This is a genomic window from Bradyrhizobium sp. WSM1253 (genome assembly GCF_000244935.1).
Taxonomy (GTDB): Bacteria; Pseudomonadota; Alphaproteobacteria; order Rhizobiales; family Xanthobacteraceae; genus Bradyrhizobium; species Bradyrhizobium canariense.
The window spans coordinates 6,086,885-6,104,380 of the sequence record NZ_JH600073.1 but is presented as its reverse complement, the minus strand read 5'-3'; the positions used below and the strand labels follow the sequence as shown (position 1 = coordinate 6,104,380).

Below are 17,496 nucleotides of genomic sequence, written 5' to 3'. Positions count from 1 at the left end.
CCAGCATGTTTTCCCGCCGAGGATTTTTGGGTAGCGCCGCGCTCGCCGGCGCATCCGTCGTCAGCGGCCGCGCGCAGGCCGCCTCGATTCCGGAAGCCCCGCACATGGACAAGGCGGTGATGCAAGCGCCGCTGCATCCCGCCGGTGGGCCGGACTATCGCCCCGTGGTCACGCTGAACGGCTGGTCGCTTCCGTTTCGGATGAACGGCGACTGGAAGGAATTCCATCTCGTTGCTGAGCCCGTGGTGCGCGAATTCGCCGAGGGCATGAAGGTGAATCTGTGGGGCTATAACGGCCAGTCGCCGGGACCGACGATCGAGGCCGTCGAGGGCGACAAGGTCCGCATCTTCGTGACCAACAGACTGCCCGAATACACCACCGTGCACTGGCACGGCATGATCATTCCCAGCGGCATGGACGGTGTCGGCGGGCTGACGCAGCCTCACATCCAGCCGGGAAAAACCTTCGTCTACGAGTTCGAGATGAAGAAGAGCGGGACCTTCATGTACCACCCGCATTCCGACGAGATGGTGCAGATGGCGATGGGCATGATGGGCATGGTCGTCGTGCATCCGCGCGACCCGAACTTTCGGGCCGTGGACCGCGACTTCGTCTTCGTCATGAGCACCTATCGCGTCGATCCCGGCACCTATCTGCCGCAGGTCAACGAGATGACCGACTTCAACATGTGGACCTGGAACGCGCGCGTGTTTCCCGGCATCGATCCGCTGCCGGTCAGACTCGGCGACAAGGTGCGCGTGCGCATCGGCAATCTCAGCATGACCAACCATCCGATCCATTTGCACGGCCACAGCTTTGCAGTGACCTGCACCGACGGCGGCTGGATTCCGGAGAGCGCGCAATATCCGGAGACAACCACGGACGTACCGGTCGGCGCTGTCAGGGTGTTCGACGTGCTCGCCGACAACCCCGGCGACTGGGCGTTCCACTGCCACAAGTCGCATCACACCATGAATGCGATGGGACACGACATGCGCAACATGATCGGGGTGTCGCGCAAGGATCTCGCCAGGGCCGTCGGCAAGCTCGCGCCTGACGGCATGGCGATGGGCTCGACCGGCATGGCGATGGGCAACATGGAGATGCCCGCGCCCGACAACACGCTGCCGATGATGACCGGCACCGGCCAGTTCGGCCCGATCGAGATGGGCGGCATGTTCACGGTGATGAAGATCCGCGAAGGCCTCGCGCGCGACGATTATCGCGATCCCGGCCCCTACCAATTCCCGCAAGGCACCGTCGCCTACGAGGTCACCCCGCCGGCCCCGGAGCCCGTGCGCCAACAACCAGGCGGGCCGCCGATGAAGAACATGAAGATGTGAGCGTTTCGATGAACCACCACCAACTGGAGATACCAATGAAGACGACGATCAAGCTCGGTCTGGCGCTGGCCGCGCTTTCCACCGCGCCGGCCTTTGCCCACGACCAGCACGGGCACGGCACCTTTTCGGCCGGCGAGCCCGGCGATTCCAAAAAGCCCGCGCGCACCATCGAGATCCTGCTGAACGAGATGGACTACACCCCCGCGAGGATCGAGGTCAAACGCGGCGAGCAGATCCGCTTCGTGCTGCGCAATGTCGGCAAGGAGGACCATGAATTCCTGCTCGCCACCACCAAAGAGAATCTCGCGCATGCGGTGGAGATGAAGAAGCATCCGCACATGGAGCACGACGATCCCAACGGTGTCAGGCTCGCACCGAGCAAGACAGCCGAGATCCTTTGGAAGTTCAGCAAGACCGGCACGTTCGAATTTTCGTGCCTGATTCCCGACCACCGCGACTACGGCATGGTCGGCCACGTCACCGTGAAGTAACGCAAGGAGCTCCCATGAACCGCATCATCCGTATCGCCGCAGGGCTGTCGCTGGCCGTCGGCCTTGCCACAGGTGCCCTGGCAGCCCAGGGCGCCGCGATCAGCGGCGAGGTCAAGAAGATCGACGAGGGCGCCGGCAAGATCACGCTCAAGCACGCGGCCGCGAAGAACCTCGGCATGGATGAACCCATGACCATGGTCTACCGCGTCAAGGACCCGGCCGTGCTCAAACAGGTGAAGGTCGGCGACAAGGTGACTTTCGAAGCCGAGGAGGCGGCTTCGGGGTACATGGTGACCCGGATGGAGAAGGCGAAATAGGGCTACTGCCTCCGTCCGCCGAATTTCGGCGCCAAACGCTTCCACAACGTCATGGCCGGGCTTGTCCCGGCCATCCACGCCTACCGCGCGGCATGAAGAACGTGGATGCCCGGGACAAGCCCGGGCATGACGACTGCTTGCCTGCCAGATGGCCGAAATACCCGGCCAGCCCCCATGCCGCACCCTTTATTAACCGTTTGCTAACCATACACCCGGCAAGAATTGCCCAGTGGAGTCGAGTGTCGTCAGCCGCGTAGAACGGGGAGTGCCCTGTGGACGCCAGTGCGGTGCCTCACTTTCGGAACGGCGGCCCTTCGGCCGTCGGGCAGACGTTTGGGGCGCGCGGACGGCAGTCGCGCGGAGGGGCAGCTACCATGGTCGACGTCACCGCGGGACAGGGCGTAGGCGGCACAAACGCCGGTTTCCCCACCCTTGCCGAGATCGGCAACATCCTCAAACGCGGCGATATCGCGCTGGCGCTCGGCGTCCTCACCATCCTGGTGGTGCTGATCCTTCCGCTGCCCGCGATCGTGCTGGACCTGTTCCTGGCGATTTCAATCACGCTCTCGATCCTGATCCTGATGACGTCGCTGTTCATCCAGGCGCCGCTGGAATTCTCCGCTTTCCCGACCGTCCTGCTGATCTCGACCATGCTGCGGCTGTCGCTCAACATGGCCTCGACCCGCCTGATCCTGTCGCACGGGCACGAGGGCACGGATGCCGCCGGTCACGTCATCGAGGCCTTCGGCAGCTTCGTGATGGGCGGCAATTTCGTCATCGGCATCATCGTCTTCGCCATCCTGATCATCGTCAACTTCGTCGTCATCACCAAGGGTTCGGGCCGCATCGCCGAAGTCGCCGCCCGCTTCCACCTCGACGCCATGCCCGGCAAGCAGATGGCGATCGACGCCGACCTCTCCGCCGGACTGATCGACGAGGCGGTCGCCAAGCAGCGGCGCAAGGATCTGGAGGACGAGAGCGGCTTCTTCGGCGCCATGGACGGTGCCTCCAAATTCGTCCGCGGCGACGCCATTGCCGGCCTTCTGATCGTCTTCATCAACGTCGTCGGCGGCATGATCATCGGCGTGGCGCAGCAGGGCCTGTCCTTCGCCGACGCCGGCCGCAGCTACACGCTGCTGACCGTCGGTGACGGCCTCGTCACCCAGGTGCCGGCGCTGATCGTTTCGACCGCGGCCGGCCTGCTGGTCTCCAAGGCCGGCGTGTCCGGCGCCGCCGACAAGGCGCTGATGAAGCAGTTCTCCGGATATCCGCAGGCGCTCGCGATGTCCGCGGCGGTCATGCTGGTGCTGGCGGCCCTGCCGGGCATCCCGACCATCCCCTTCCTGGCGCTCGGTTCCGGTGCCGGCGCGCTCGCCTGGCACGCCCGCAACCGCAATCGGGCGACTGCCAGGGCTGCCGAACTTGCAAAGACCGCACCTGCGCCGGGAACGCCGGGCGCAGCCGGCTCCGCTGCGGCGGAGGAGCCGATCTCCGCGGCGCTGAAGATCGACGACCTCAAGATCGAGCTCGGCTATGCCCTGCTGCCGCTGGTCAACGGCCCCGACGGCACCGACCGCCTCACCGAGCAGATCAAGGCGCTGCGCCGCTCGCTCGCGATCGAGATGGGTTTTGTGATGCCGGCCGTGCGCATCCTCGACAACGTCCAGCTCGAAGCCAACACCTACATCATCAAGATCAAGGAGGTCGACGCCGGCACCGGCAAGATCTGGCCGAACCAGTTCATGGTCATGGACCCCGGCGGCAGCCAGGTGCAGGTGCCCGGCATCCACACCACCGAGCCGACCTTCGGCCTGCCCGCGACCTGGGTCGATGCCAGCCTCAAGGAGGAAGCCTCGCTCAAGGGCTACACCGTCGTCGATGCCGCGACCGTGCTCTCGACCCACCTCACCGAGCTGCTCAAGGCCAACATGTCGGACCTGCTCTCCTATGGCGAGGTGCAGAAGCTGCTCAAGGAGCTGCCGAAGGAGCAGGGGGAGCTGGTCAAGGACATCGTGCCCGGACAGGTCACCGTCTCCGGCATCCAGCGCGTGCTGCAGCTGCTGCTCGCCGAGCGCATCTCGATCCGCGACCTCTCGACCATTCTAGAAGGCATCGCGGACTCGCTCGCCTTCTCGCGCAATCCGGCCACCATGGTGGAGCACGTCCGCGCCCGCCTGGCGCGGCAGATCTGTGCGCAGAACACCTCCTACAGCGGTTATCTGCCGCTGATCGCGCTCTCGGCGCGGTGGGAACAAGCCTTTGCCGAATCCATTATCGGCCAGGGCGAGGAGCGCAGCCTCGCGATGCAACCCTCGAAGCTGTCGGAGTTCATGACCGGCGTGCGCGAGGCCTTCGAGCGCGCCGCGCGTGAAGGCGAGGCCCCGGTGCTGGTCACCTCTGCGGCAATTCGTCCCTTCGTGCGTTCCCTGGTCGAGCGGTTCCGGGCGCAAACGACCGTGCTGTCGCAAGCTGAAATCCACCCCAGGGCGAGATTGAAAACGGTCGGAAGCATCTGATTTGCCTTAAGAAGCCGTGTGTTTTTCGGCCACAGGCAAATGGTTTTTCAGTTTCTGGCGCCTTGCCGATCAATGGCCGGCAAGGCGCCCGGCAGACACATTACAGCTTTGAAATAATTGCCAAATTGCACGATCAAGGATCGTTTTTGATCGCGGCTTCTCACGTCATGTCACGCTCTTGTGATCGCCTCTTGGGAACGAATCCCCCCAATACTAGGTTGTTGGGCACCGGAAGCATGAACCTGCCCAAACACGCAGGCGACTACTTCGGGTAGATGGCGGCAGGAGCCTTCCATGAACCACTCGATTTACAGCGCAGATCGCTCGACCCACCTCAAGATCGTGGTTGTCGCGCTCGTTGCCGGCATCGCGGTGGCGGGTCTCGGGATCACCGCGCGTACGAGTTCAGACGAAGGCCTGACCCAGACCGCTCGCGTCATGAAGGCGGGCAAGCCGATCGCCATCACCAGCTCGAACGTGTCCCTCGTTCGCTAAGGAGATTTGAGTTTCAGGAATTCACGCGGCTCTTTATCAGCCCCCCAAAGTCGCCACGTGGATATGTAGACGACCCCAACCCCAAGTCGACTACAGAAAGCGCCCGCCCCCCACGGGCGCTTTCTCATGTCTGGGGTATGTCGTCATCGTGAGCGCACGCGCGTCCAGCTCCGTCATTGCGAGGAGTTCTTGCGACGAAACAATCCAGAATCCCTCCGCCGAGACAGGCTGGATTGCTTCGCTGCGCTCGCAATGACGGAATCTGTGGGTGGCAGCGTCGCTCTTTAAATTCGCATCTCACTCGCAGACACACCTTCGCCATCTCGCGGCTTGTTCGCCCGAGCTTTGCTTCGTCGCCTCACCCCCGAAGAAAGAGGGCGCAGGGAAGACCGGGTGCCGGCTGGCACCCGCGGTCCACTGTGCGAGATTGTCGTAAGAACATTGCACAGCGGCATACAGGTGAAGCCTGAACATCCGGCCTTCCCTGCGCAGTGGCTTTACGGCTTATGTCGCGCTCTCCCCGGGGAGCGATGCACTATTGCCCCCGTCGCCTTGCGGATGGCTGATGCACGCGCCCCGGTTGGGCCGCGACGTCACCGCAACGCTTGGCGCACAGACCCCGGGCGCCAGGACCACACGATTTCGCCGTACGCAGATCACACCGGTCGTGTGCGCGGCGGCTTCGCTCACGGTTGCCCGCCCTGCGAAACCCTTCGCGCCGATGTGACTAACGTCCACCGCCGTCCGGCCCGCGTTCGTGACGATCGCGACACGCCCCTCTTCCTTGGGCCGGAGTGAGGCGAAATATACGCAATTCCGAATTTCGGTAAAGTGGAATATTTTGAGCCACGCGGGTTGACCGGCAGCTTGGGTGTCTTGCCCGACGAGCAACGCGATATCTTGTAGCCCGGATGAGCGCAGCGATGTCCGGGATGTCTCCGCGAGCGACCCCGGGTGTCGCTTCGCTCACCCGGGGCTACGCCTACGCGGCGCGGCTCAGGCCTCGCGCAGTTCCGACGGCGTCGCGGCAAAGCGCTTGCGGAAGGCGCGGTTGAAATAGGACAGATCGGAGAAGCCCGACGAATGCGCGATGTCGCTGATCTTGCGGGTCCTGGCGCGAGGATCGCTGAGCAGCTTGCGCGCCTGCAGCAGGCGCTGCTCCAGAACGAATTCGGTGAAGGTCGTTCCGGCCTGCTCGAACAGGCGCTGTGCCTGGCGCGGGCTCAGGCCCGAGCGCGTGGCAATCTCGGACAGGCAGAGATCGTTGCGGCCAAGTGCAGCCATCACGTCGGCGCGCATGAGATCGAGACGGGCCGCCGCATGACCTCGCCCGCGCGCAAGACTTGCATGCTCGGCGTCAGTGCCGAGCAGGAGCCCGACGAGATCGACCATGTGCTGCGCGGTGAGGCGCTGGCCGACGGCGTCGAGATGCGGCGCGTGATGGGCCGCAAGGGAGTGGTAGCGGAAGATCGTCTCGGCGACCGCGCCGTCCGAGAGCACTTGCGACAGCTTGTCCTCGGCGCGTGGACTGATGTCGAGGAGTGCGCGGCGCGGCATGCGGATGGTGGTGAAGCGATCTTCCTCGGTGTGGCCCACGGTGCCGGTGATGCCCATGTCGACGAGCACCATCTGCGCGGGCGCAAGCTCCACGGCATGGCCGTTCTGCCCAACGCGGACGAGACCCGCGTGTGCCGCGATCAGGACGAGATCGTCGCTGCCGTCGGCAAGGTGGCTCTGGGTGCGTGAATATTGCGCGGAGGCGCCTTCGGGAATGGCGAGTGCGATATTGTCGACCACGCTGACTTGGAGCCGGCAATCGATGCTGTCGCCCCGGCTCGGCCCGATATCCAGGCCGCAGGCCCCGAAAGTCCGCTCGCGCCAATGTTCGAAGGCCTGGCCGTGTGGCAGCCCCGCATATTGGTGAATGAAGATGCCCGACGTTTTCGCTGCATCCATCTGATTTCTCGCCCCTCTCCGGCGCCATGCTTGGGGGCGCCGACTGCAAATTCCGGGCATTTGACGCCACGAAACGGATGGAGGTTCAAATCGGGGGAGGATTCGGCGGGAATTGTCGGGATGCGACGGAGAGGTGGACGGTGGCGACAGAAACCGATCAGGCATTGCCACGACGATGTTGAAGCGTCCAATGCCCCCGGTGTCGTCCTGGACAAGCGAGCAGAGCGAGCGCCGATCCAGGACCCATTACCCCGGGATTGAGTGGTTGCTCACCCGTGTGGCCACGGCTCACTCTTGCAACAAGCTCTTGGGGTAATGGGTCCTGGCTTTCGCCAGGACGACAATAGAAACCTACTTCTTCGCGGGCGCCTGCGGCTGTGACGGCGGCACGGTCTCGATCAGCTTGCCGGAAAATATGGGCGCCGAGGTCGGCTGGCCATTGGGCGAGCCGCCCGCCTGCTCGACGGTGACCGCGTAGGTCGCGCTGTTGACGACGTCGGCATCGTACGAACCGAGCACCGGTCGTGCGGTGAAATCGCCGGCGCCGATCACGCCGAGCGAGCGCGGGCGCGGCAGCTTGTCGGAGATCAGCCAGAGCTCGAAACTCTTGCCGGGCTCCGGTGTCGCGCCCACTTTGCGCACGGTGAAGTTCTTGGTCGCACCGTCGATGGTGAGGATGAAGGCAGGACCTCCGCCCTGGCCCTGCAACAGCGCGACATATTGCGACGACACCGGGAGCGGCGCCGGTGTCTTCACCTCGACCGTCTGGATGCGTGGCGCCGGTCGCAAGCCGCCCGGGAGCGCCTCGGGCTGGAATATCTGAAGCGACAGCGTCACGAGCAGCGCGGCCGCGAGCGCACCGACGGCGGATGCGATGGTGCGCCAGCGCTTCACGCGCCCCTCGAGCCGGATCACGTTACTGTTGTCGGCAACCGGCGGCGGTGGCGTACGCGCGACCTCCGGGTCTGGCGCGTGGACCTGCGGCATGAAGATCGGCACGACATCGGGAAGCGCATCGGGCGCCGGTGGCGTCGTTTCGGGCTGCTCCGCTTCGGGAGGCTGCGGCGCCGGTTGCTGCATAGTCTCCGACGGCACCGGCGGAGGCACGGTGTCGGGCGAGGAAAACTCCGGCACAGGTGGCGGCGCTGCGTCCGGCAGCGCTGGCGGATCCTGCGCAAAGCCCGTCCGCGCGAGCTCGGACCTGATGTTCTCCCACACGATCGGACGCGGCTCGATCGAGCCGACCATCTGGTTGAGGACGCCGAGCCGGAATGCCCACGCCTGCACGACATCGGCGAACGCCTTGTCCACCGCCATCATGGTCTCGACCTGCGCGCGCTCGCCGGCGTCGAGCGTGCCGAGCGCATATTCCGCGGCGAGCGCGATATGGTCCTCCGTATAGGCCATCACTTGCGATCCAGACTCGCCCTCACCGTCGAAGCCCTCATAGTCCGAGACATTCGCGAATATCCATCATGCTGCGCCGAAGCCACGTCTTCACCGTGTTGACGGGCGCCGCGAATTTCTCCGCCAGTTGCTCGCGGCTCCAGCCGTTGTAATAGGCGAGAAGCACGAGCCTCTGACGGTCCGGCTCGAGCCGGCCGATACATTCCAGCAGCCGCCTCAATTCCTCGGTCATCTCGCGCCGCGCCAACGGATCGGGGCTATCGCTTGCGACTTCCATCGCCTGCGGCTCTTCCTCGATGGAGACTTCCGTCTTCTTGCGCACGACGTCGATCGCGCGGTTGCGCGCGATCGACGCCATCCATGTGATCGGCGACGCGAGAGCGGGATTGAACTGGCCGGCGCTGTTCCAGATCTTGACGTAGGTCTCCTGAATGACCTCCTCTGCGAGATCCTGTCGGCGCAAGATACGGAGCACGACGCCATAGAGTTTCGCGCGCGTGGCGACGTAGAGGCGCTCGAACGCGGCCTGATCGCCCTGCGCCACTGCCCCAATCAGCCCGACCAGCTCTGCTGGCGTCAGCATTCAGCCCCCCAATGCGCGGCCCGTCGCATTCCGCGCAGGTCCTGGCACGCCGCCACCATAGCGCGCGACAAAGCCGACCACCAAGGGGGCGCGGCGGCACACTGTGGCCAGCACATGCAAAAACCCGGACCTTTGGGGTCCGGGTTCTGCAAATTCTCGCAGGTCTGGCGGCTAGCGCCTCAGGCGACGGCGCCCATGCGGGCACGCATCAGGCCGATGCTGTCGAGATCGGCCTGCTCGCGGGCGTTTTCCTCGGCGCGTTCGCGGGCCTGATCGCGCTCGTCGAGGAGCTCGACCTTCTTCAGCTCCTCGAAGGCTTCGGCCAGCGCTGCCTTGGCCTCGTCGAGCTGGCCCTTCAGCTCGTCGGCCGAGCGGGTCAGGTTCTCGCGACGCTGGATGGCAGCCTTGGCATAGGTCGGATAGGCGAAGTGCGAGGGATCGTTGATCCCGGCGCGCTCCTGCTCGGTCGAGATCTCGCGTTCAAGATCGGTCGACATCCGCTGGAAGTCGGCGATCATGGTCTCGATCTGGCTGACCCGGCGGCGCTTCTCGTCGACCTGAAATTTCTTCAGGCGGATGAGGGTATCACGTGACTTCATCGACTCGTACTCCCCAGAAGTCCCTTGGCTGCACGTGGGACAACACCGGTCTCCCCACAGGCCCGACTGGGGCCAAGACCGGCTCTGCTACTCTGTGGGATGGGATGATGACCGGACAAAGTTAGCGTTCCGTTTCCAAATCACCGAGGATTTGCGCCAACTGGCGGTAGCCGTCCGCCAGCGATGCATTTTCGTCCTTGCGCTGGCGCAGGAAGGCCTCCAGCGGCTCGTGCAGGCGGATCGCCTCGTCGACCTCCGGGCTGGAGCCGGCGCGGTAGGCGCCCAGACGGATCAATTCCTCCATGTCGGCATAGGTCGCCATCACCGCCCGCGCCTTCTGGATGGTCGGCCAGAACTCCGGGTCGGCCGATTTCGGCATGGTGCGGGAGACGGATTTGAGGATGTTGATGGCGGGGTAGCGGCCGCGCTCGGCGATCGAGCGCTGCATCACGATGTGGCCGTCGAGGATGCCGCGGACGGCATCCGCAATCGGCTCGTTATGGTCGTCGCCATCGACCAGCACCGTGAAGATCGCGGTGATGGCGCCCTCGCCCAGGCCCGGACCGGCGCGCTCCAGAAGCTTCGGCAGTTCGGTGAACACGGTCGGCGTGTAGCCCTTGGCGGTCGGCGGCTCGCCCGCGGACAGACCGATCTCGCGCTGGGCCATGGCAAAGCGTGTCACCGAATCCATCAGGCAAAGGACGTCCTGCTCCTCGTCGCGAAAATATTCGGCGATCGCGAGCGTCAGATACGCGGCCTGACGGCGCATCAGCGCCGGCTCGTCGGAGGTCGCGACCACGACGACGGAACGCGCCAGGCCTTCCTCGCCGAGGTCGTCCTGCAAGAACTCCTGGACCTCGCGGCCGCGTTCGCCGATCAGGCCGATGACGCTGACCGCGGCATCGACGTTGCGCGCGAGCATCGACAGCAGCACCGACTTGCCGACGCCGGAGCCTGCGAAGATGCCCATGCGCTGGCCGCGGCAGCAGGTCAGGAACGTGTTCATCGCGCGCACGCCGAGATCGAGCGGCGCGCCGACGCGCTTGCGCGAGTGCGCCGGCGGCGGCGAATTGCGGTACGGCATCGGCGCCGGCCCCTGGGGGAGCGGCCCCTTGCCGTCGATCGGCTCACCCAGCGCATTGACGACGCGGCCGAGCCAGGCCGCGCAAGGCCGCACCTGATTTGCGGCATTGGCGATGACCGCCTTGCAGCCGCGCCGCACGCCGTCGAGACCGGCGAACGGCATCACGACGGCGTTGTTGCCGGAGAAGCCGATCACCTCGCAGGGGATGGAACGGTTGCCGCCGGTCTCGATCACGAGCCGCGCGCCGACCGACATCGCATGGATCGGGCCGGCCACCTCGACCATCAGGCCGCGCACGCCGACCACACGGCCATAAATATTGATGCCGTCAATGTCGCCGATCTGTTCGGCAAGAGCCTTCACAAGAGGGCCTTCATGAGGTGATCGCCTTCATAACCCGGGGTTTCGTGGCGAGAACCTTAAGTTTCGCCATATTTCTGAACGGCGCTTAACTTCGTGTTTACCCGCATCGTTAATCATTGCGTCACTGTCTTTGTGACTGAGCGTGGCTCCCCTTCAGAAGAAGGCTGAGTCGCGGGAGTCGGTTAGGCCCGTCTCTTAAAGTGGAACTTGAACGCAACCGGATAACGAAAGCTGCTTCGCACACAAGACCTTAGGGCGATTCGACGAAAATTGCATCTACAGGGCTTGCGTTCCAGAAACAGAATTTGTTAACCATCTGTTGTCAGGATCCGAATCAGTTGTTCAAAGGCGTTTTGTTGTGTGCCGCGAATGCGGCCGACCTGACGCCCAGGAGCGGCGACTATGGGGAACTGGCATGCGCGTTTTGCTGATTGAAGATGACAGCGCCGTCGCGCAGTCGATCGAGCTGATGTTGAAGTCTGAGAGCTTCAACGTCTACACGACCGATTTGGGGGAAGAAGGCGTCGATCTCGGTAAATTATACGATTACGACATTATCCTTCTCGACCTCAACCTGCCCGACATGTCCGGCTACGACGTGCTCAAGCAGCTCCGGGTCTCCAAGATCAAGACACCAATTCTGATCCTCTCCGGCCTCGCCGGCATCGAGGACAAGGTCAAGGGTCTCGGCGTCGGCGCCGACGACTACATGACCAAGCCCTTCCACAAGGACGAGCTGGTTGCCCGCATCCACGCGATCGTGCGCCGCTCCAAGGGCCATGCCCAGTCGGTGATCCAGACCGGTGACCTCGTCGTCAACCTCGACACCAAGACGGTGGAAGTCGGTGGCCAGCGCGTGCATCTGACCGGCAAGGAATACCAGATGCTGGAGCTGCTCTCGCTCCGCAAGGGCACGACCCTCACCAAGGAAATGTTCCTCAACCACCTCTATGGCGGCATGGACGAGCCCGAGCTGAAGATCATCGACGTCTTCATCTGCAAGCTCCGCAAGAAGCTCGCGAATGCCTCGGAAGGCCGCAACTTCATCGAGACCGTGTGGGGCCGCGGCTACGTGCTGCGCGAGCCGCATGAGGTCGAAGAGCGCATTCCCGCCTGATCAGTTTACTGTGCGAGCCCTTCGGGCTTGCTCCTCCCAGCCTGGACCCCGCCGCAAATGGCGGGGTTTTGTTTTTTGGGGACGTGAACGCGGCCTCATCGTCCTTGCGCCGTTGAACCGCTATCCTTCCCCAGCCGACGAATGGTCGCTGCACGATGGGGGAACGATGATCCTGCAATCACTCGCCGGCCTGCCCGCCTTCCTGGTCTATTTCTGCACCGGGCTGATCGCGATCGTGGCGTATCTGTTCGCCTATACCCGCATCACGGCGCACAACGAATTCCAGCTGATCCGCGACAACGATCCGGCTGCGGCGATCGCGCTCGGCCTCAGCCTGCTGGGCTTCGTGGCGCCGCTGGTCAGCGCGATCGCGCATTCGGCCAATGTGCTGGACTGCCTGATCTGGGCGATGATCGCGCTGATCGTCCAGATCGTCGTGTTCTTTCTGGTGAGAGTGCCGGTGCCGAATCTGTCGGCGCGGATCGCCGCCGGCGAACTTGCAGCTGCCATCTGGCTCGGGCTGTCCTCGCTCGCCGCGGGGCTGCTCAACGCCGCCTGCATGATCTACTGACATGGCCGACAAGCCCTCCAAAAAGGAGTTCGGCAAGCGCCGGCCGGCGGCCGGACCGCCGCCTGCACAACAGCCGGTGAAGCGCTCCGGCCACGTCGCGCTGCTGGTGATGGGCACGATCGCGGTCGGCACCACCGCCTACACGCTGATGCCGCGGCACAATTGCGAGCCCTCCCCTGTCGGCACGGACCCGGCGGTGCAAGCGAGCACCTCGTGCAGCAGCAGCCGCAGCTCCTCCGGGGGCGGCGGCGGCTCATCGCGATCGAGTTTCTTCAGCAGCGACTCCTCGAGCCATTCCTCGTCCGGAGCGTCGTCCGATTCAGGCTCCGGCGGCGTGAGCCGCGGCGGCTTCGGCTCGTTTGGCCATGGCTTCTCCGGCGGCGGCTGACCCATGCGACGCATCGTCTGCCCCGAGCGCGACGACTGGCGGCAGACCGCCGAACAATGCGGCTTCGCCTTCCACACCATCGAGGGCGAGCGCTATTGGGACGAGCGCGCCTATTACGCCTTCACGCTCGACGAGATCGAGCGTGGCATCGAGGCACCGACCGGCGAGATCGACGCGATGTGCCTGGAGCTTGCCGGCCGTGTGATCGGCGACGAGCGCCATCTGCAGCGCTTGAAGATACCGGACGCGTTCTGGAGCCTGATCGCCGAGAGCTGGGCGCGCGACGACCGCAGCCTCTATGGCCGGCTCGATCTGAAATTCGACGGCAGGGGACCGGCAAAGCTGCTCGAATACAACGCGGACACGCCGACCTCGATTTTCGAAGCCGCGGTGTTTCAATGGACCTGGCTCGAACAGGCGATCGAACGGCGCATCATCCCGTCGCGGGCCGACCAGTTCAACTCCATCCACGAACGCCTGATCGAAGCGTGGAAGCAGATTGCCGCTAGCCGCCATGTCCATCTCACCGGCACCACGGCGAATGAGGAGGACGCCGGCACGCTCGCTTATCTCGAAGACACGGCGCGCCAGGCGGGACTGGCGACCACGCTACTCGATATCGAGGCGATCGGCTGGCGCGATGATGCCGGCGGCTTCGTCGATCTCGACAACCGCGACATCGCGCTCGCCTTCAAGCTCTATCCCTGGGAATGGATGTTCCACGACGCCTTCGGCGCAAAGCTCAAGGACGCACAGACACGCTGGATCGAACCGCCGTGGAAGGCGGTGCTCTCCAACAAGGGCATCCTGCCGCTGCTATGGGAGATGTTTCCGAACCATCCCAATCTGCTGCCGGCTTTCTTCGAGGACGATCCGCGGGCAGTCGAGCTCGGCAGTTCGTATGTGCGCAAGCCGCTGCTGTCGCGCGAAGGCGCCAACGTCACGCTGGTATCAGGCGGAATGCCGCTCGACGAGCAGGCAGGACCCTACGGCGCCGAAGGCTTCGTGCGACAGGCGCTCGCACCGCTGCCGAACTTCTCAGACTTCTATCCGGTGGTGGGAAGCTGGCTGGTCGATCACGAACCCTGCGGCCTGTCGATCCGCGAGGACGAGAGCCCGATCACCGGCAACGGCTCGCGATTTCTACCGCATGCGATCTTGTGAGGTGCGCTCTTCTTCCCTTTTCCCCTCGTGGAAGAGGAGAAGAACGCATCTCAGCGCGCCGCTGCCACCTTTAACGACGGCGGCATCAATCCGCCCATCGGGCGGCCGGAGCGCGTCGGGTTGAGCTGATAGAGACCACGACGGTCGGCGATCGGGCGGAACGCATCGGTGATGCCGACGACGGATTCGGCAGCGCCGAGCAGCAGCGTACCGTCGGCTTCCAAAACCTTGGCCATGCGCTCGAAGATCACGGCCTTGGTGTCCTGGTCGAAGTAGATCAGCACGTTGCGGCAGAAGATCACGTCGAACGTGCCGAGATGGGAGAAGTCCTGCAACAGATTGAGCTGGCGGAACTGCACCATCGCGCGGATGTCGGCGTTGAGCTGCCAGACCTCGCCCGCTTGCGTGAAGTATTTCATCAGGTGCTGGATCGGCAGGCCGCGTTGCACCTCGAACTGGCTGTAGACGCCGGCCTTGGATTTCTCCAGCACCTCCTGCGACAGATCGGTAGCGACGATCTCGATGCGCCAGCCGGCGAAGGCTGCGCCCATCTCCTTCACGCACATTGCGATCGAATAGGGCTCCTGTCCCGTCGACGATGCCGCCGACCAGATGCGCAGCGACTTGCGCGCCGCGCGCGCCCGAAGCAGCCCCGGCAGGATCGTTTCGCGCAAATGATCGAACGGGATCTTGTCGCGGTAGAAGAAGGTCTCGTTGGTGGTCATCGCTTCGACCACGTCGCTCGCAAGCCGCCCGTCGCCGTTCCTGATCTTCAGCACGAGATCGGGAATCCCGCTAAGGCTCGCCTTGCGAGCCAGCGGCAGCAACCGGCTCTCGACCAGATACTGCTTGTCCGGGGAGAGATCGAGGCCGGAGCGCTCCTTCAGGAATCTGCGCAGATAGTCGTAGTCAACAGGCGTCACGAGCGGTCTCCCGCGAACAGGCGATTGACCCGGGCGCCGATCTGGTTGAGCGGCAGGATCGCTGCGCAGATGCCGGCATTGGCCGCTGCGCCCGGCATCCCCCAGACCACGCTGGAGGCTTCGTCCTGCGCGATCACGCTGCCGCCGGCGGCGACGATGTCCTTGCCGCCACGCATGCCGTCCGAGCCCATGCCCGTCAGGATCACAGAGAGGATGGCGCCATGCCAGATGTCGATGGCGGAGGTGAACAGCGGATCGACCGCGGGCTTGCAGAAATTGACGGCGGGACCGTCGTCGAGCGCGATCGCCACGTCGGCGCCGCTGCGCACGACGCGCATGTGCTTGCCGCCCGGCGCAAGGTAGATGCGGCCCGGCTTCACCGGCTCGCCATCGACCGCCTCGGCCGCCGGCTTGCGGCTCGTGCGTGCCAGATGCTCGGCGAGAATGGTGGTGAAGGTCGGCGGCATGTGCTGGGTGATCAGCACCGGGACGCGGTCGATCACGGCGCCAAGCTCGGCGACGAGCGCCATCAGCGCCTGAGGACCGCCGGTCGATGAGCCGATCAGCAGCACCTTCGGTGCCTGGGTCGAGAACGGACGCGTGGACAGCACCGAGGACGACGACGGCGCATGCACGGCCGGAGCCGGCGCGGCAGGCCGCGCGACAACCGGTCCACGTGCGGCCGGGGCCGGGCTCGCAGGCGCCAGCGGCGGGCTCGCAACCGCGGGCTTGCGGCGAAGCCGTGCGCCGAGGTGGCGGATTTTCTGGATCAGGTCGTGGTGGAAGATGTCCGCAGCCGACGCCTCGCGCGTCGATTCCGGCTTCGGAATGTAGTCGGCGGCGCCGAGCGACAGCGCCTTGAAGCTGATCTCCGCGTTACGGCGGGTCAGCGTCGAAGCCATGATGATGACGAGATCGCGCTTCTTCGCCAGGAGTTGCGGCAGCGCCGAGATGCCGTCGAGCTCGGGCATTTCGATATCGAGCACGGCAACGTCGGGGTTGATGCGTTCGATCTGGTTGACCGCCTCGAGCCCGGTGCGCAGCGACGCCGCGACCTCCATGTCGTGCTCGGCACCGATCCAGCGCGAGATCAGACCGCGGATGACGACGGAGTCGTCGACGACCATCACCCGCAACGGTCCGGCTTCCCGCGACGAGCCCGGGGTCGAATTACCTGCGAACGCAACACTCATTACTCACCAACTCAGACTGAAACGGTCAGTTGAAGACAAACGCCGAAGGAGCCGTTCAGCCTCCGGGCGGTCGCTCAGATAAGGCCGACTTCCTGGAATTTCGCCGTCACGATGTCCTTGTCGAAGGGCTTCATGATGTACTCGTTGGCGCCGGCGTGCAGCGCGCGCGCGATATGCGCGACGTCGTTCTCGGTGGTGCAGAACACCACCTTGGGCTGGTCGCCGCCGGGCATGCGGCGGAGATGGCCGAGGAACTCGTAGCCGTCCATCACCGGCATGTTCCAGTCCAGTAGCACAGCGTCGGGCAGGCCGCGCTTGCAGGCCTCCAGCGCCTTCTCACCGTCCTCGGCTTCGAGGATCTGGAAGTCGAGACCCTCCAGGATCCGGCGCGCAACCTTACGGATGACGCTGGAATCATCAACGACGAGACAAGTTCGCATGTGAACCTCTGCTTCTCCCCGCTTTTGCGGGGACACTTCCAATTGCAGGTACGTCGGCGGATGTGCCGGCGTATCAGGCCGCCATCATCTCGGGCGCGAGCTCGAGGACGCGGTCGACGTCGAGGACGACCATGAGCTGGCCATCGAGGCGGTGGACACCGCCGGCGAGCTTGGCCATGCGGGGGTCGAGATTGACGGGGTTTTCTTCCATGCCGTCCTCGGCGAGCCGCAGCACTTCGCCGATCTGGTCGATCAGGAGGCCGTAAGATTCACCGCGCAGGTCGACGCCGACCGCCATCGGGATCTTGCCGTCCTCGGGCTTGGGCAGGCCGAGCCGGGCGCGCATGTCGACCACGGTGACGATGCGGCCGCGAAGGTTCAGCACGCCCGCGATCTCGCGCGAGGACAGCGGCACGCGGGTGACGCGCTCGGGCATGAACACGTCCTGGACGCGGGAGATCGGCGGGCCGAACAGCTGGCCACCGATCATCGCGGTGACGTATTCGACCATGGCGCCTTCGCCGGACTGGGTCTTCTTGGTCATGT

18 protein-coding genes are annotated in these 17,496 nt (G+C 64.6%); 9 read left to right on the top strand and 9 right to left on the bottom strand.

Annotated elements, in window-relative coordinates:
* Window positions 1-5: 5 nt before the first annotated feature.
* From BRA1253DRAFT_RS29825 to BRA1253DRAFT_RS29805, 5 genes are all read left to right on the top strand, one after another.
* The gene (locus BRA1253DRAFT_RS29825) at window positions 6-1,343 is read left to right on the top strand and encodes a copper oxidase (RefSeq protein ID WP_007600558.1); all 1,338 of its coding nucleotides are present in this window, start codon (window positions 6-8) and stop codon (window positions 1,341-1,343) included.
* Window positions 1,344-1,378: 35 nt separating this feature from the next.
* Window positions 1,379-1,834, top strand: a complete 456-nt coding sequence (locus tag BRA1253DRAFT_RS29820; RefSeq protein ID WP_007600557.1) for a cupredoxin domain-containing protein — start codon at window positions 1,379-1,381, stop codon at window positions 1,832-1,834.
* 14 nt (window positions 1,835-1,848) lie between these two features.
* Window positions 1,849-2,151 carry a copper-binding protein gene (locus BRA1253DRAFT_RS29815; RefSeq protein ID WP_007600556.1) on the top strand — a complete coding sequence of 101 codons (303 nt, stop codon included), beginning with the start codon at window positions 1,849-1,851 and terminating at the stop codon, window positions 2,149-2,151.
* 374 nt (window positions 2,152-2,525) lie between these two features.
* Entirely contained in the window at window positions 2,526-4,667 is a 2,142-nt protein-coding gene (gene flhA, locus BRA1253DRAFT_RS29810) for a flagellar biosynthesis protein FlhA (protein ID WP_007600555.1), read from the top strand.
* Window positions 4,668-4,961: 294 nt separating this feature from the next.
* Window positions 4,962-5,162 (top strand): hypothetical protein, encoded by a 201-nt coding sequence (locus BRA1253DRAFT_RS29805; RefSeq protein WP_007600553.1) that lies wholly within the window; start codon window positions 4,962-4,964, stop codon window positions 5,160-5,162.
* Window positions 5,163-6,158: 996 nt separating this feature from the next.
* Here BRA1253DRAFT_RS29805 and BRA1253DRAFT_RS29795 read toward each other — a convergent pair.
* The 5 genes from BRA1253DRAFT_RS29795 to fliI form a co-directional block, all read right to left on the bottom strand.
* On the bottom strand, window positions 6,159-7,118 hold the full coding sequence (locus BRA1253DRAFT_RS29795) for an AraC family transcriptional regulator (protein WP_007600550.1): 960 nt from the start codon (window positions 7,116-7,118) through the stop codon (window positions 6,159-6,161).
* Between the two features lie 351 nt (window positions 7,119-7,469).
* A complete protein-coding gene (locus BRA1253DRAFT_RS29790) occupies window positions 7,470-8,525 on the bottom strand; it encodes an anti-sigma factor domain-containing protein (RefSeq protein WP_007600548.1) in 1,056 nt (351 codons plus the stop codon).
* Window positions 8,526-8,562: 37 nt separating this feature from the next.
* A complete protein-coding gene (locus tag BRA1253DRAFT_RS29785) occupies window positions 8,563-9,108 on the bottom strand; it encodes a sigma-70 family RNA polymerase sigma factor (protein WP_007600547.1) in 546 nt (181 codons plus the stop codon).
* A gap of 179 nt (window positions 9,109-9,287) precedes the next feature.
* On the bottom strand, window positions 9,288-9,707 hold the full coding sequence (fliJ, locus tag BRA1253DRAFT_RS29780; protein WP_007600546.1) for a flagellar export protein FliJ: 420 nt from the start codon (window positions 9,705-9,707) through the stop codon (window positions 9,288-9,290).
* A gap of 121 nt (window positions 9,708-9,828) precedes the next feature.
* Window positions 9,829-11,154 (bottom strand): flagellar protein export ATPase FliI, encoded by a 1,326-nt coding sequence (gene fliI / locus BRA1253DRAFT_RS29775; RefSeq protein ID WP_007600545.1) that lies wholly within the window; start codon window positions 11,152-11,154, stop codon window positions 9,829-9,831.
* A 415-nt stretch (window positions 11,155-11,569) separates the two neighbouring features.
* Between fliI and ctrA the strand changes: the two genes are divergently transcribed.
* From ctrA to BRA1253DRAFT_RS29755, 4 genes are all read left to right on the top strand, one after another.
* Window positions 11,570-12,271, top strand: a complete 702-nt coding sequence (ctrA, locus tag BRA1253DRAFT_RS29770) for a response regulator transcription factor CtrA (protein WP_007600544.1) — start codon at window positions 11,570-11,572, stop codon at window positions 12,269-12,271.
* A 166-nt stretch (window positions 12,272-12,437) separates the two neighbouring features.
* On the top strand, window positions 12,438-12,842 hold the full coding sequence (locus BRA1253DRAFT_RS29765) for a DUF350 domain-containing protein (protein ID WP_007600543.1): 405 nt from the start codon (window positions 12,438-12,440) through the stop codon (window positions 12,840-12,842).
* A gap of 1 nt (window position 12,843) precedes the next feature.
* On the top strand, window positions 12,844-13,230 hold the full coding sequence (locus BRA1253DRAFT_RS29760) for a hypothetical protein (RefSeq protein ID WP_007600542.1): 387 nt from the start codon (window positions 12,844-12,846) through the stop codon (window positions 13,228-13,230).
* Between the two features lie 3 nt (window positions 13,231-13,233).
* A complete protein-coding gene (locus BRA1253DRAFT_RS29755; protein WP_007600541.1) occupies window positions 13,234-14,394 on the top strand; it encodes a glutathionylspermidine synthase family protein in 1,161 nt (386 codons plus the stop codon).
* Between the two features lie 50 nt (window positions 14,395-14,444).
* On the opposite strand, the gene BRA1253DRAFT_RS29750 is transcribed toward BRA1253DRAFT_RS29755, so the two are convergent.
* The 4 genes from BRA1253DRAFT_RS29750 to BRA1253DRAFT_RS29735 all read right to left on the bottom strand — a co-directional run bounded on the left by BRA1253DRAFT_RS29750 (window position 14,445) and on the right by BRA1253DRAFT_RS29735 (window position 17,494).
* Complete coding sequence (locus BRA1253DRAFT_RS29750) at window positions 14,445-15,317, bottom strand: protein-glutamate O-methyltransferase CheR (RefSeq protein ID WP_007600540.1); 873 nt, start codon at window positions 15,315-15,317, stop codon at window positions 14,445-14,447.
* Window positions 15,314-16,510, bottom strand: a complete 1,197-nt coding sequence (locus BRA1253DRAFT_RS29745) for a chemotaxis response regulator protein-glutamate methylesterase (RefSeq protein WP_007600539.1) — start codon at window positions 16,508-16,510, stop codon at window positions 15,314-15,316. The genes BRA1253DRAFT_RS29750 and BRA1253DRAFT_RS29745 overlap by 4 nt, the downstream gene beginning before the upstream one ends.
* 74 nt (window positions 16,511-16,584) lie before the next feature.
* Window positions 16,585-16,950 (bottom strand): PleD family two-component system response regulator, encoded by a 366-nt coding sequence (locus BRA1253DRAFT_RS29740; RefSeq protein WP_007600538.1) that lies wholly within the window; start codon window positions 16,948-16,950, stop codon window positions 16,585-16,587.
* Between the two features lie 73 nt (window positions 16,951-17,023).
* Window positions 17,024-17,494 carry a chemotaxis protein CheW gene (locus BRA1253DRAFT_RS29735; protein ID WP_007600531.1) on the bottom strand — a complete coding sequence of 157 codons (471 nt, stop codon included), beginning with the start codon at window positions 17,492-17,494 and terminating at the stop codon, window positions 17,024-17,026.
* Between the last annotated feature and the right edge of the window lie 2 nt (window positions 17,495-17,496).